Genomic DNA, 14958 nt, shown 5'->3' with positions numbered 1-14958 from the left:
GCGATGTCGCTCATTCACGGCGGAGTGCGGTTCATCCCGACCCGCGCCGGGATCGTCAACCTGTGGGACTACCGCGACCAGGAATTCTGCTTCGCCGACGGCAGATTGGTACTGCGCGGCCCCAACGGGTCCGGCAAGACCAAGGCCCTGGAAGTGCTGTTTCCGTTCGTGCTGGACGGGCGGATCGAGCCGCGCAGGCTCAATCCGTTCGCCGGCGAAGAGCGCACGATGAAGTCGAACCTGTTGTACCGCAAGCAGGAATCGGCCTACTCCTATGTCTGGATGGAGTTCGCGCGCGGCGACTGGGACGACGCGGAGGCGGTGACCGTCGGCATCGGCATGCGCGCCACCCGCTCCTCGGACAAGGTGACGCGCTGGTACTTCGTCGCCGATGGGCGCGTCGGCATCGACTTCTCCCTGATCGGTCCCGACGACCGGCCCTTCACCCGCAAGCAGCTGGCCGAGCAGATCGGCACCGACGCGATCGTCGACCGTCCGGTCGAATACCGGAATGCCATCGACGCCAGGATGTTCGGGCTCGGCACCCAGCGCTACGACCAGCTGATCAACCTGATCCTCACGCTGCGCCGCCCGCAGCTGGCGAAAAACCTGGACCCGCGCGGGCTTTCGCAGGCGCTCACCGACGGCCTGCGGCCGCTCGACGAGCAGCTGATCCTGGACGCGGCCCGCTCGTTCAGCGATATGGAGGAGGTCGGGCGCACCCTGGAGGGCCTGGTGCACGCCGACAGCGCCACCAGGACGTTCGTCGACGTCTATCGGAAATACCTTGCGGTACAGGCCAAGACGGACGTCGACCAGCTGCGCACCCGGCTGGACGCGGTCACCCACGCGAGCACCGCGCTGTTCGCCGCGACCGCGCTGCGCGAGCGCCGCGAGGGCGAACGGGCCGCCGCCGAGGCGCGCGCCGAGGACGCCGACCGCGCCTACGAGCAGGCGCTCGGCGACCGGGAGAACATCCAGCGCTCCAGCGCCTACGAGGGCAAACAGCAGCTCGACGATCTGGCCGACGCGGTCCGCCGCCTGGAGACCTCGGCGGGCGTGCACGGCGACAAGGCGCTGAAGGCGCGGCAAACGCTCGATCAGCGGGCGCAGGAGGCCGAACGCGCCCGCGCCGCGGTCCGCACCGCCGCCGCGGCGCTGGCCCGGGGCGAGGACGAATTGCGTTCCGCCGCAGAGGAAGCCGGGATCGACTGGACCGCGCTGTCGGAGCACGCGCGCGCCGAACAGCTCACCGCGACGGTGCGCGCGCACGCCGAGGAGCGCGACGCCGACGTGCGCGCGGTCCGGCAGGCCATGGGGGTCATGGAGACCGCGGCCGCCGAGCGCACCCGGGCCGAACGGCTCGCCGAACGCGCACGGGAGCTGAGCGAGGCGGCGGCGGCCGAGGTCGCGCACGCCGAGGCCGCGGTCGTGCTGGCCCGCACCGAGGCGAGCAGCGCGCTGCGCGGCTGGTGGGAGCAGCACCGGGAGGTCTACGCCCCGCTCGGCAACGGACTGTTCGAAGACCTGGATACCGCACTCGCACAAGCGGGTTCGGAAGAAGCGACGGTCGCCGAGGTGCTGGCCGAGCGCACCGAATCGTTGATCGACGAGATCCGCAACGACCGTCAGGAGGCGCGCGCCCGCGCGGCGACCGCGGGCGCGCAGATCGCCGAGCTGACCGCCGAACGCGACCGCGTCGCCGCGCAAAGCGACGACGCGCCACCGGCTTTCGCGGCCAGAGTGCGCGCGGCAGACGACCGGGCGGGCGCCCCGCTGTGGCGGCTGGTCCGCTTCGCCGACGACGTCGAGCCGCGGACAGCCGCCGGTATCGAGGCCGCGCTGCATGCCGCCGATCTGCTCGACGGCTGGATCTGCGCCGAACCGCCCGCGAAGTACGAGTCGGACCAGTTCCTGGTCCCGCTCCCGGCGAAGGAACGGCCGAAGGGCCGCACCCTCGCCGACGTGCTTGTGGTCGAGGAGGATTCGGCAGAGCTGACGGTCCCGCGACAGGCCGTCGCCGACGTGCTCGCCTCCATCGCCCTGCACGAGGGCAAGGGCGACCCGGCCGGTGGCCTCGCGGTGAGCGCCGCGGGCGCCTTCCGGCAGGGCGTGCAGGTCGGCAGGCATCACAAGACCGACGCCGAGTTCATCGGCGCCACCGCCAGGGCGCGCCGCCGCGAACACCGGCTGACCGAACTCGCGGCCGCACTGGAGGCGGCACACGAGGCACAGCGCGGCGCCATGGATCAGGAGACCGAGGCCACCACCGAGCTGGCCCGAATCTCAGCCGCCGCCAAGGCATTGCCGCGCGCCACCGCGGTCACCACCGCGCTGCGCGCGGTCTCCGAGACCGCGGGCCTGATGCGCTCCCGGTCCGAGGCGGCCGCCCAGGCCGAGCGCGACCTCGACCAAGCCGTCGCCGAGACCACCGCGGTCGAGAAGAAGCTGCGCGCCGCCGCGGCCAAGCACCGGACCCCGCGCGAGCCGCGCGAACTCGACGCCTTGGCCGCCGCCATCCGCCATTTCGAGAACACCGGCACCGGCCTGCTGCGGTTGCGCACCGAACACGAGCGGGAACGCGAACGCGAACGTGAGGGCTCCGACCGGCACGACGAGGCCAAGGACCTGGCCGAGGCGTTCGCCGAGGAGGCCGAGGCGGCCAAGTCCGGCTATCAGGAGCAGCTGCGCAAGCTCGAAACCCTGCGCGAGGCATTGGGCGCGGGCGCCGCCGACATCGATCAGGAACTGGAGAAGGCGCGCGCCAAGATCGAGGCGACCAAGGCCGAGCAGAAGGCCGCGCGCAAGGCCGCCAACGAGGCCATCGAGGCGATCGGCGACGCCGAGGCGGCCTACCGGACCGCGCACGAATCACTCGGCACCGCACTGACCGAGGTGCTCGCCGACGTGAAAGCCCTTGCCCCGTATGCCCGCCCGGATCTGCTCCGCCTGCTCGGCGCGACGTCCGAGGGGCGCTGGCCGAGCAGCGAGGCCGCCTGGTCCACGCCCGAGCAGCTGCTCTACCGGATTTCCCAGGCCGGCCCGGCGGCCGAGCCGCAGGTGCTGCCGGACGAGGTCGCCGAACTCTTCGAAAGCCTCACCGCCGCAACGTCGTCGGTGCGGGCCAGCGAGGCGACGCGCAAGTCGACGCGCAGTGCGGTGACGGCGGCGTTGCAGGAGTTCGACGCGGCGCTGTCCGGATCCGGTCGCGACTACCGGTTGCAGTGGGACGCCGCCGACGGGCTGACCGTGGTGCAAGTGCAGGACGACGACGGCATGTCCGCCCTGGCCGACTTCGCAGCCCGCATCGACGCCGCGCGCAAGGATCAGGAGCTGCTGCTCACCGACGCCGAGCGGCGCATCCTGGAGGACGCACTGCTCACCGGGCTGGCCCAGCAGATCTACGAACGCACCAGCGACGCCCGCGATCTCATCGCCAGGATGGGCGCGGAGATGAAGCAACGCCGGATGTCCTCCGGCAACACCATCGGCGTGCACTGGGTGCTGGCCGATACGTTGTCCGATCCGGCGCGGGCCATGTGCAAGCTGCTCGACCGCGACGCCTCGGCCCTCGGCGCGGACGAACTGGCCACCATCCGTGCGCATTTCGCGTCCGAGATCCGCGCCGCCCGGGCCGCGCACCCGGAGCGCTCCTACCCGGAGATCCTCGCCGCCACCCTGGATTACCGCACCTGGCGGGTGTTCTCGTTCACCCTGATCTCCGCGGACGGCAGCGAGGACAAGCTCACCGTGGCCAGGCACAGCGCGCTCTCCGGCGGCGAGCAGTCGGTCTCGCTGCACCTGCCGCTGTTCGCCGCCGCGCACGTCATGCTCGACTCGGCCGATCCGCAGGCCCCCCGCCTGCTCGCGCTGGACGAGGCGTTCGCCGGCGTCGACGACAACGGCCGCAGCGAATTGCTCGGCCTCAGCGTGCAATTCGACCTCGACCTGTTCATGACCGGCTACGACCTGTGGATCACCTACCCTCACGTCCCCGGCTGCGCACACTACGACCTCGCCCACGCCGCCGCCGAAAACACCGTCAGCGCAACCCTCCTGGTCTGGGACAGCGGCGACCTCCTCGCCGAACACGACGGCACCGACCTCACCGCCGCCCTCGGCTCCCCCAACCGCCGCCGCCTCCCCACCACCATCGAAGGCGCCCTCGAACTCACCCCCGTCAGCTGAGTGGTGCGGGAAGTCGGACTGTTGAACCCGGGCGAGGCCCTCGACCGGGGCTACCGAGGTCCGTGTCCGAGGCCGAGCAGCGCGGCGACGATCTGGCCGGTGGAGTCGAGCATGGCGGAGAAGATGTCCTGGGGGACGAGTTTTCCGTTGCACCAGAGGACATTGCAGTTCGACGGGGCGTAGGGGCCGACGCCGAGCAGGATTTGGGCGGTGTGTTCGGGGTCTACCCAGAAGGCGAGGTCGTCGAGGTCGCCGATGATGGGGCCGAAGTGGTCGCCGTAGCGGTACGGGTCGTCGGCGGGTTCGGCGGGGACGTCGGTGACCGCGGCGACGACGCGGCGCAGGAATTCCTTGTTGTCCGGGTTGGATTCGGCCGCGAGAGAGGTCTGCACGTTGCCGGTATCGATACCGCCGGGCACGCCGAGCCGGACGATCACCATGTCGCGGCTGGGGATCACCACGTTGAACTGGCCGAGCGCGCCGACGAAGGCGTACAGGTCGCGGGGTGCGCCGGGGAACATCGGGTGGTCGAACACCTTGGCCGTCGGCACGGTGGCGGTCTTGTAGGAGTCGCCGGCGTTGAGCCAGAACAGGAATCCGTAGCCGCCGTTGGCGTCGGTCGGCTGCCGCGCCTGCCGGATGTAGTCGGGATCGATGAGTTGCGCTCCGCCCCAGCGGCCTTCGTGCAGCAGGAGCAGGCCGAGGCGGGCCAGGTCGTCGGCGCGCATGGCGAGTCCGCCGTTGACGGCGGTGTTTCCGCTGCGATCGCGCAGCCAGACCCATTGGTCGCGGGCAATGCCCAACGGCTGCATGACCTCCCGCTGGACGAAGTCCTGGAAGTCCATCCCGGTGGTGATTTCCACGATCTTCGGCAGCAATGCGAGCACGGCCTGCGCGTATTGGAAGGTGGTGCCCGGTGCGAAAGCCGGCGGGGTTTCCAGGGTCTGGAGTACCTCGTCGGTGGCGATGCCCGCGATATCGGCGGCCCAGGTGAAGCGCAGGCCGGTGGTTTGATTCAGCACCTGACGCACGGTCAGCGCGGCATGCGCGGCGTCGGCCTGCGGGAAGAACTTGCCGAGCGGATCGTCGAGGCCGAAGTAGCCCAGGGTGATCGCGCGGCCGACCGCGACCGAGGCGACCCCCTTCGACGAACTGGCCAGCGGCGCGGGCAGATTGCCGGTGCCGGTGCGGTCACCGACCAGGCAGCCGTGCCGGTACACCTGAATCGCGTACGCGCCCTTGGCGGCGCCGAAATCGATCGCGTCGGTCAGCGCGGCCGGGTTTAGTCCGGCCGTCGCCGGATCGGTGCGTTGAACCGCTTGTCCCGCAGCAGGTTCGGCACACGCGATACCGGGATCCGCCGTTGCGCCGGGACATACCAGCGCGGAGGTGACCAATGCGGTGGCGCCGAGCGCACCTGCCCATGCCCGACGGAATCTCATACTCGACCCATTTCTGTTGTCCCCTGGTCAGTTCAACGCGCCGGCGAGCGCGTTGCGCTCGACGCTGAAGTACGTCTTGTCGGCGGGCAGCCGCCAGTTCGGTCCGACGAAATAGTCCTTGGCCACGTCGTCGCCGAACGCCTGGTAGCGCAGCCAGGCCAGCGCGGTCCCCGCGGACAGGTAGTTGTCCAGTCCATCGACCGGCGAGAAGTGGCTCACCCCACGGGCATTGGCGATCCACGCCGGTGCCTGGAAGGTTAGGTTGTACTGCCACCAGCGCACCCAGGCGAAGTCGGGCACCACCCAATCGTTGTAGCCGGTGAGGAACAGCGTCGGCACCGACACCAGCGCGCCTACCGCCAGCGGGCCGGGCTCGATGGCCAGCACACCGCGCACCCGCATGGCCGGGTCGATCGCCGCGGCGACACCGGGGAACAGAGTTCCCGCTTGCAGCGACGCCTGCCCGCCGCCGGAATGACCCCCGAAGATCGTCCGGCTCAGATCGATCTTGTTGTACAGCGGGGACTTCGGGTCCCGATTCGCGATGACCGCGGCGGCGACGCCGATGGCAGGCACGTAGGCGAGGGAGTTGAAGAAGTCGAAGGGGATCACCACGACGAAGCCGTTGCTCGCCCACTGCCGCGCGAGCGCGTCGTACATGCCCGGATTGGCGATGATGCCGCCGGTGAACACCACCAGCGGCGCGGCGGGGAGTTCGGCGAGGTCGGCCGGATAGTAGGTGTTCACCCCGATCGGCGATTCCAGGCCGTTCGGAAAGGCCTGGGTGCAGGTCATGTCGTCGCGGTTACCGAACAGGTGCACCACGATGTGCTCGGCCATCCCCCAGATCGATTCCTGGCACGGATTCGTGCGCACCGGCGTCGCGACCGGATGGGGCCCGGGCTTGTTGAACACGCTCTGCGCGGTGGGAACCGGTTCCGGCGGGTCCGCGCCGACAGCGGGCGCCGCGACCAACATCGCCACCGCCGCAACCACTATCGCGACCCCCGAGCGCATCCACGCGGCACACCTCATCATTGAGGACTCCCTCATCCACCCGGCCTCATCGCCGGATCTCCGCATTTTGATAGTGAAACCATTCAGTCTCGAATTCCAGCGAGAGTACCTCCCAGTGGCGCACGACACAATGGGCGCTTGCCGCGCCGCGCCCCAGCACGCCGAAATCTGCACTCTCACCCAGAGTCCGCGCTCGAGATAGGCGCTATTCCGAGTGCAGATCCCGAGTGAGGGTGCAGGTCACGAGCGAAGGCGTAGGTAGGTAGGTAGCGAGCGAGCGCGCAGGTCACGAGCGAGCGCTCGGATCCCTGGTAGGGGCGCAGATCCGCAATGGGGTGCCGATGAATAGTGGGGTGCGGATCCCTAGGAGCGCAGATCCGAGTGGGGGCGCGGATTTCCCGATATCAACGGGCCGCGAGATCGCGGCCGGCGATCCAGCCCCAGGTCAGGGCGGAGGCCACGGTCAGGCCGCCGGCGAAGGTGCCGGGGCCGAAGACGGCGGCGGCCGCGTTGCCCGCGGCGTAGAGGCCGGGGATGGGGTTGCCGGACCAGTCGAGGACGCGCGCGCGGCTGCCGGTGCGCGGGCCGCCCTTGGTGCCGACGGCGCTCGGGTAGACGGGGAGGGCGAAAAACGGTGGCTCGCTTACCGGTCCGAGATTGGGGTGCGCGGCGGACGGGTCGCCGAAGGCGTGTTCGTAGCGCGTGCGGCCGCGCTGGAAGTCGTCGTCGCGGCCGGCCTCGGCCATGGTGTTGAACCGAGCGATGGTGCGCTCCAGCGCTTTCGGGTCGATCCCGAGGAGCCCGGCGAGTTCGGCGATGCTGCCGGCGGTGATCAGCCAGTCCGGGGCAGGCGTGCCGGCGGGGATGCCCGCGACCGAGTACCTGGCCCGGAACCGCGCGTCGCCGATCGCCCAGGCGGGCAGGTTACGCGGGTGGTGGGTGTTGGGATCGAGTTCGGCGAAGGCGGCCGCGCAGTTGTGGCTGGCCTCGTTGACGAAGCGGCGGCCCGCCGGGTTCACCCACAACACGTGCGGCACCGAACGTTCCGTGATGGCGAGTTGCGGCTGCGCGGTGCCTGCCGGATCCGGCCAGGCCCGGCCGGGCGCCTGATAGGCGGGCCAGGACCAGTATTCGCCGGTGTAGGCCAGGGCCGCGCCGACCTGTCCGGCCATCCGCAGGCCATCGCCGTGCTGGATCGGCGGCGTCACCGGATGGGTGAGCGGCCCGGACAGCAGTTGCGCGCGCAGCACCGGGTCGTGTTCGAAACCGCCGGACGCGAGCACGACGCCGCGGTCCGCGCGCACCGAACGCAGCGGATCGCCGGTGCGCACCCCGGTGACGCGGCCGTCGCCGTCGCGGACCAGCTCGGTCACTCGACAGTCCCGGATGAGGTGAACGCCCGCCTTCCGGCAGCCGTGCAGCAGGCCGACGACGAGGCCGGCGCCCAGCGTCACCACCCCGGCGGACACGCGCCGCGCGATCAGCTCCATCGGCGGCGGACCGCCGGCGAACAGGTGGGTTTCCATCGCCTCCTGATTGGTCAGCACCGGCGCGAAAAACGGTACGGGCCACACCAGTTCGGACAGGTCGCCGAGATCGCCGAGGTCCTGCGGCACCACTTCGACGTGCCTGGCGGTCTTGCCGCCGGGCAGTTCGACGAAGGTGTCCGGGTAGGACGGCACCGGCGTGAACCGGATCGGCGAGTGCTCCTCGAGGAAACGCACCACCTCGGGCACGGTCCGCACGAACGTCTCCACCAGGGTGTCATCGCGTCCGGGCGCCGCGGCCCGGCAGTAGGTCAGCGCCTCCTCGGCCGAGTCGGCGAAGCCCGCCTCGATCATCCGATGGTTGGCCGGGGCCCACACCTGCCCGCCGGAGACCGCGGTCGATCCGCCCCAGCGCGCCGACGCCTCCAGCACCACCACCTCGGCTCCCCCGTCGGCCGCGGCCAGCGCCGCCGCCAAACCGGCCGCGCCGGAGCCGATCACCACCACGTCCGCTTCGATCATGACTCTCTCCTCGCCTATTTGCGTATAAGTACACAAAATAGGCGAGGGACTTGTCAAGAGCTCGAAATCAAGCCTTCTAGCAGTGCGTTCAGCCCGAAATCGTAGTTGTCGAAGGCGTGCGGCCACGCGCCCCCGATCGCGGCGACGGCCGGGGTCTGCCCCGGGTCGGCGGCGGCGATCATCTCGGACTGGAAGCGCGGGCGATCCAGCGCGGCGGCGGTGCGCTCGGTGGCGATGCGAATGGTCAGCACGCCGACCGTGTACTGCCACACCGTGCGATACGCGGCCCCCGCCTGAACCACGGTGAGCCCGGACGCCATGAACGCCTGCAAGATCTCCTCCAGCAACCACAGAATCGATCGGCCGGCCAGGTCGCCGCTCGCGAGCACGCCGACCAGCCACGGGCGCGCGACGAGCTCGTCGTGCAGGAACCGCCAGAGCACCCGCAAACGCTGCCGTGGATCCGCGGGCAGTTCCGGGCGTTCGAGGGCGGCCGCGGCCCGGTCGAGCAGCAACAGCAGCAGTTCGTCCTTGTCCCGGACGTGCCGGTAGATCGCCATCGGCGAGCTGGACAGGCGCTCCGCGACGGCCCGCATGGTCAGCGCGTCGATCCCGGCGGACTCGACGATTTCCTGCGCGGCCAGCAGGATCGCGTCCCGCGAGAGCCTGGCCGGGCGCCCGCGGCGCCGCACCGAATCGTTCATCTCCGCAGTCTGACAGCTGATGGTCCAGGCACCGGCGACCCGAGCCCGGTTCCACGATCACGAATGGCCTACCGGGGCTCGGTAGGGTGCCAGGATGGCGAAGATAGGCTTTCTCGGGGCGGGTCGGATGGGGTCGGGGATGGCGGCGCGCCTGCTGGCCGCCGGGCACGAGGTGGCCGTGTTCAATCGGTCGGCCGGCAAAGCGGCGGAACTGATTTCGGCCGGGGCGGTGGGCGCGGCGACACCGCGGGCGGCAGCGGACGGGGCCGACGCGGTCATTTCGATGGTGGCCGATGACGAGGCGTCCCGAGCGGTGTGGCTCGGTGCGGACGGCGCGCTGGCGGCGGATCTCGCGCCGGGCGCATTCGCGGTGGAGTGCTCGACCATCTCCCGGCCGTGGGTGTTGCAGCTGGCGAAACAGGCCGGTGCACAAGGGCTTCGATACCTCGACTCCCCGGTCACCGGGCTGCCGTCCGCGGCGGCGACCGGCGCGTTGACCCTCTTCGTCGGCGCCGGACCCGCCGACCTCGACGCCGCCCGGCCGCTGCTGGAACCGCTGTGCACCAACATCATTCACTTCGGCGCGGTCGGCGCGGGCACCGCGTACAAGCTGGTGCAGAACCTGTTCGGCTCGATCCAGATCGCGGCGACGGCGGAGGCCCTGCGCGTCGCGGAGCTGGCCGGACTCGACCTGGCGACCGTCGTCGACACCCTGGCCGGCAGCATTTCCGGGAGCCCCAACGTGGCGCGCGTCGGCCGCTTGATGCTCGACGGGGTGCACGACCGCGAGATCGCCTTCACCGGCACGCTGCGCCTGAAGGACACCCGCATCGGCCTCGAGCTGTCCGACGACCTGCAGGGACCGGCCGCGCTGGGCCATGCCGCGCACGACATCTTCAGCCGGCTCGTCGACGCCGGTTACGGCGAGCTCGACGAGACCAAGGTCATCGATCTACTGCGCGGGATGCGGCCTCGCTAGCGGCTGCTGGCGTCCGGGCGCATCGGCGGGCAGACCCCGCCGGGCACGGTGTTCAACTCGAAATGCCACCACTCGTTGTCGTACATCCGGCACAGGCCCCAGCGGGTTCCGTTGGCCTCCAGCCACTGCGCCCCTTCGAGCGGGCCGACGTCGACCGCCTTGCCCGACACGTGGGTCGACTCCTCGGGCGGCAGCACCCACCGGCGCGCCACATCCGGGCTGCCGTAGGTGGCCAGTCCGTTGTCCCACAGCTGCTGCTGTTCGCCCGGCGTGCGGTATCCAGAGGTGATCGACAGCGGCACGCCCTGCGCGTGCGCCTCGGTCTCGGCCAGCGTGTACGCCACCGCGAGCCGCGGCTCCAGCCCCTCGGTCCCGGCCGCCGACCCCAGCGCCTCCCGCTGATCGATCGCCACACCCTGCTCCGCCGCCGCCTGCGGCGCCATCAAACCCGTCGCGACCAGCGCGGGCAACACCGCCACCGGTAGCCCGAGCGCCAGCCGATTCCGCACACCACTCCGCAACACCATGTCGGCGATGGTAACGGCCGAGGCCGGCGACAACCGAAGTCGCCGCCGACACTCAGAGGTCGAGCTCGATTCGAAGCTTCGCGGACAGGCTCTCCATGGTCGCGACGCTCAGCTCGCCCAGTGGCCCGGACAACCACGGCCGGTAGGTACTGGTGATCAGATCGACCCTGACCCACCCGGCCACCGGGTCGTCGCTGCCGAGCTCGACCGCGACCATCGACTGCGGGTCCAGGCATTCGACGGGCGCGGTCAGCACCCGGACACGCTCGTCGGGCAGGCGGTAGTCCGCCGAGACGACGACTCGGTATGGCGTGCGTGGATCGTGCTCGCGGGAAGGGCGGTCGCGCTCGAACTCGTAGACCTCGCCGCGCCTCATGCGCGCGGACCGCGACGCGTCTCAGCGTCTGCGTCCGCCGCGTGTAGCTCGGCAAGCTCCGTCTCGGCCACGTCGAGGTCGTGCATGCCGAGGCTGCGGTCGCGAGCCGCCGAGCGGATGGCGTCTTGGTACAGCATCCAACTGTGTGCGCAACGGGCGAAATATGGCGAGAGTTGCATCCCGGCGGCGGCGGCACCCTGCTGCAAATCCGCCAGCACCGCCTCATCGACCGTGAGCGTGATCTTCCGCGTCGCCATATGTCTCACCATACCACCGGCCATACCATGGGCCGTCGGTGTTGGTTGCCACGAATCGGTCACACTCGGCGCCGAGATCCGGCGCCCTGGATGAGTTGACGAGGAGTCATAGTCGATAGGCATGGCCCATGCTTACCCGAAATCCGTTGCGTGGCAAATGCTTCATCCACAAGGAACGGAAGTTATCCACAATCTATCCCAGTGTTGTGGATCACAGTATCGACGGGTTGCTACCAGTCCGATTCGCGAAAATTGCGGTGGTTTCCCGAGTTTCACGACCGTACCGGTCTCGCCCACATCCCCCGATCCGGCTGCGGACGACACCCCGGGCTGAAGGAAGGTGTTCGTCCGCAGGCCGAGCGGTTTGTGCACAGGCGGCGAAAGTGTCCACATTCGCTCCCCATCGATGTGAACAGCCACTACAACGGACAATTCGACTACGGCACCGGGTAATCCGGACGAATCACTCGCGCAGCGGAGTGACCAGGGTGAGGTAGTCCCGCTCGGCGACCGAGGGGCGCATCGGCGCCGGACGGCGAATCGCCTCGGCCGCTTCACGATTGCGCCCGATCCGCTCGATGATCTCGCGGCCGTGGTCGCGCGCGTAGGCGATGGCGATCTTGATCTTGGTGGAGTGCAGGCTGGACTTCGCGCTCAGCACCTCGATGCGGCGCTCGACCGGACCGTCCAATTCTTGTAGGCGGGCAACGACTTCCCACACGTCCGGGCCGGCGACCAGGGCGGCGCGCCGGTCGTTCATCGGCCCGCGGAACACGATGCCGGGATGGTCGAGCTGATCGACGCCCTCCCGGATGAGGCGGTCGAGCAATGCGGTAGAAGTAGTACCCTCGCGCGCGGCACGTGCGGCCAGCCGGCGGCTGGCGGATTGCGAGAGACGCAGTGTTGTCGTGATGACCCTGGACGTACTCATTGCCCTCCTCGACCTTCAATGGCATCTGCGATGAACGGCACCCTTTGGAATCAACGATGTACATCGCTAAGGGTGCCTCGCGAACCCGCGGCATCACCCCGGCGATCGGGGTGACATTTGTGTGTCCGCACAAAAGCCTCCACGAAAATCGAACGTCCAGCTCAGGGCCCATACTCGCCGCCCAGCGGCGGCGAAATCGGGTGCCACGGGGTCCGGCGCGGCCGCCCTTCCGGCCGAGATGCCAGCAACCCCGACCGGCGATGGCGATCCGGTCCGGCGACCTATTCCGGCCGGAAGCGAACCACCGCCGACCACGGGTTGCGCAGGGGCTTGCGCGGGTCGGGCTGCGGGAGGTAGCTGAACGGTCGCAGATACCAGGGGGCGCGGCGCAGTTTGCGCGCGTGCACGAGCAGGTTCGCGCTGTCGACCGGCTGCCAGCCGAGCTTGCCGAAGAAGGCGAGGCCGTCGGCCGGGTCGAACTTCATCGGCGCGTTCTCGAACATCGCGCTGGTCCGCATGCGGTCCATCCGGAACGCGAGATCGGTCATCCACCAGGCGATTTCCGGCCTGGTCAGAGCGTGGGCCAGGTCGGCGACAGTCGCCTCGTCGAGATAGAACAGCAGCCCCTCGGTGAGCACCAGCGCCTTGGTCGCGGGCGCACTCGCCGGTCCGAGCGCGCCGAGCGCCTCGTCGAGGAACCTGTCCCGGGCCGACGGATCGGCGAGATCGACTGCGCGCCGGATCAATACGCCGTGCGGGGTCTCCCCCGCCAGCGCACGCTCCTTCTCCGCGAGCAGCTCGGGCAGATCGGCCTCGACCCAGACGAAACCGGCGGGCAGCGCGAGCCGGTACGGGCGGGTGTCCAACCCGGCCGCCAGGTTCAACACCCGGTCGCAGCCCTCGGCGATCGACTTCGCGATCAGGTCGTCGATGAGTTTCGTCCGAGTGACCACGGACCAGCCGTCGCGCATGATGCGCGGCGCCCGGTCGACGATGGCGTGCCCGTGTTCGCCGGCCAGCCGATCGGCCAGCGGATCCTGGAACAGCGCGTCGGGACGCGCGGTCTCGCGCGCACGATACGCGGCCACCCAGCGCGCGGTGTCCGACACATTCGCGATCGGTGCTTGCCCTCCGGCCATACCGCCCAGTCTGGCACGACCCCGTTTGCCCTGCTGAGTGGAGCGACCTGTCACAATTCGGAACGCTTTCGCTCCACACCGGTAACGAGATCCATGGTGGCGGCGACTCAGCTATCACAACCAACAAACGCACAGTGGATAATTCAGCAGTCTCAACAGATTACGGTTGCCCGGCGCCGGAATCTCAGGGAAAGAAGCAAGCAGATCAACCGTCGTCAGCCCCGAGGCCAGGACCGCAAGCGCCCGCTGTGGATGCTCGGCCTGATCGCGCCTATGTGCGCACTGCTCCCCTCGCAGCTCGTGCTGCACACCGGCGCGCCGGTGTTCTGGTGGATCGGCCCGATCATCGTGTTGATCGTCATCCCGGTGCTGGATTGGGTGGTCGGCGAGGACGGCGCGAACCCGCGTGAAGAGGACTACGAGCTGCTCTCCGGGGACCGCTATTACCGCTGGTGCACGTATCTTTTCCTGCCGATCCAGCTGTTCGGGCTCGGCATCGCGAGCTACCTGTGGGCCGGTGACGAACTCACCGTGGTGGACAAGCTCGGCCTGGCCGCGACGCTCGGTTTCGTCAGCGGCATCGGCATCAACGCCGCGCACGAACTCGGGCACCGGGTCGAGCACCTGGAACGCTGGCTGGCGAAAATCGCCCTCGCCCAATCGGGTTACGGCCACTTCTTCGTCGAACACAACCGCGGCCATCATGTACGGGTCGCGACGCCGGAGGATCCGGCCAGCGCCCGGCTCGGCGAATCGCTCTGGGAGTTCCTGCCGCGCAGTGTGAGTGGCGGCTTCCGCTCGGCCATCCGGCTCGAGCGCGAGCGGCTCGCGCGCAAGGACCGCGGCTGGTGGGACATCGACAACCACATCTTGCAGGCGTGGGCGATGACCGTGGTGCTGTTCGGCACCCTGGTCGCGCTGTTCGGCTGGCATATCCTGCCCTGGCTCGCGCTGCAGGCCGTGATCGGCATCGCGCTGCTGGAGACGGTGAACTACGTCGAGCACTACGGTCTGCTGCGCGCCCGGCGCGGCAACGGACGCTACGCCCGCTGCTCGCCGCGCGACAGCTGGAACAGCGACCGCCTGGTCACCAACATCTTCCTGTTCCACCTGCAGCGGCACAGCGACCATCATGCCAATCCTGGACGCCGGTACCAGACTCTTCGCAGCTCGACCGAGGCGCCGCAACTGCCCGCGGGGTACGCGACCATGGTCGTGCTCGCGGCCATCCCCCCGCTGTGGCGCATCGTGATGGACCACCGCGTGCTCGCCCACTACGACGGCGACATCACCTTGGCCAACGTCCAGCCGACCAAGCAGGGCCGGCTGCGCGCAACCCTGGCATACCGACGGGCAACCGGCTGATCGTCGCGCCCCACGCGACGATCA

The 14958-nt window shown here is 69.6% G+C and carries 12 protein-coding genes; 3 read left to right on the top strand and 9 right to left on the bottom strand.

The features are described 5' to 3' along the window. Nucleotides 1-3: 3 nt before the first annotated feature. On the top strand, nt 4-4188 hold the full coding sequence (locus ACFYO1_RS10270) for a TIGR02680 family protein (RefSeq protein WP_387229050.1): 4185 nt from the start codon (nt 4-6) through the stop codon (nt 4186-4188). A gap of 50 nt (nt 4189-4238) precedes the next feature. Here the strand turns inward: ACFYO1_RS10270 and ACFYO1_RS10265 are convergent, their stop codons facing one another. The 4 genes from ACFYO1_RS10265 to ACFYO1_RS10250 all read right to left on the bottom strand — a co-directional run bounded on the left by ACFYO1_RS10265 (nt 4239) and on the right by ACFYO1_RS10250 (nt 9360). After that, nucleotides 4239-5630 (bottom strand): serine hydrolase domain-containing protein, encoded by a 1392-nt coding sequence (locus ACFYO1_RS10265; protein ID WP_387229048.1) that lies wholly within the window; start codon nt 5628-5630, stop codon nt 4239-4241. Nucleotides 5631-5657: 27 nt separating this feature from the next. Next, nucleotides 5658-6647, bottom strand: a complete 990-nt coding sequence (locus tag ACFYO1_RS10260; protein ID WP_387229045.1) for an alpha/beta hydrolase — start codon at nt 6645-6647, stop codon at nt 5658-5660. A 404-nt stretch (nt 6648-7051) separates the two neighbouring features. Further along, nucleotides 7052-8656, bottom strand: coding sequence for an FAD-dependent oxidoreductase (locus ACFYO1_RS10255; RefSeq protein WP_387229043.1), 1605 nt, complete (start codon nt 8654-8656; stop codon nt 7052-7054). 53 nt (nt 8657-8709) lie between these two features. Then, nucleotides 8710-9360 carry a TetR/AcrR family transcriptional regulator gene (locus ACFYO1_RS10250; protein ID WP_387229041.1) on the bottom strand — a complete coding sequence of 217 codons (651 nt, stop codon included), beginning with the start codon at nt 9358-9360 and terminating at the stop codon, nt 8710-8712. Between the two features lie 94 nt (nt 9361-9454). Between ACFYO1_RS10250 and ACFYO1_RS10245 the strand changes: the two genes are divergently transcribed. After that, a complete protein-coding gene (locus ACFYO1_RS10245) occupies nt 9455-10339 on the top strand; it encodes an NAD(P)-dependent oxidoreductase (protein WP_387229039.1) in 885 nt (294 codons plus the stop codon). Here ACFYO1_RS10245 and ACFYO1_RS10240 read toward each other — a convergent pair. From ACFYO1_RS10240 to ACFYO1_RS10220, 5 genes are all read right to left on the bottom strand, one after another. Beyond that, nucleotides 10336-10782: a M15 family metallopeptidase gene (locus ACFYO1_RS10240; protein ID WP_387231818.1), complete on the bottom strand. Its 447-nt coding sequence runs from the start codon at nt 10780-10782 to the stop codon at nt 10336-10338. The two genes, ACFYO1_RS10245 and ACFYO1_RS10240, sit on opposite strands and share 4 nt — an antisense overlap. Nucleotides 10783-10918: 136 nt before the next feature. Continuing rightward, nucleotides 10919-11242, bottom strand: a complete 324-nt coding sequence (locus ACFYO1_RS10235) for a hypothetical protein (protein WP_387229036.1) — start codon at nt 11240-11242, stop codon at nt 10919-10921. Continuing rightward, nucleotides 11239-11499, bottom strand: a complete 261-nt coding sequence (locus tag ACFYO1_RS10230; protein ID WP_387229034.1) for a hypothetical protein — start codon at nt 11497-11499, stop codon at nt 11239-11241. Before ACFYO1_RS10230 ends, ACFYO1_RS10235 begins: the two co-directional genes overlap by 4 nt. Before the next feature lie 463 nt (nt 11500-11962). Further along, nucleotides 11963-12430 (bottom strand): hypothetical protein, encoded by a 468-nt coding sequence (locus ACFYO1_RS10225; protein WP_387229032.1) that lies wholly within the window; start codon nt 12428-12430, stop codon nt 11963-11965. A gap of 281 nt (nt 12431-12711) precedes the next feature. Further along, complete coding sequence (locus ACFYO1_RS10220; RefSeq protein WP_387229030.1) at nt 12712-13569, bottom strand: class I SAM-dependent methyltransferase; 858 nt, start codon at nt 13567-13569, stop codon at nt 12712-12714. A 273-nt stretch (nt 13570-13842) separates the two neighbouring features. Between ACFYO1_RS10220 and ACFYO1_RS10215 the strand changes: the two genes are divergently transcribed. After that, nucleotides 13843-14934, top strand: coding sequence for an alkane 1-monooxygenase (locus ACFYO1_RS10215; RefSeq protein WP_387229028.1), 1092 nt, complete (start codon nt 13843-13845; stop codon nt 14932-14934). Nucleotides 14935-14958: the final 24 nt, after the last annotated feature.

Source organism: Nocardia sp. NPDC006044 (assembly GCF_042871115.1).
Classification (GTDB): Bacteria; Actinomycetota; Actinomycetes; order Mycobacteriales; family Mycobacteriaceae; genus Nocardia.
This window is presented reverse-complemented; position numbering and strand designations above follow the sequence as displayed.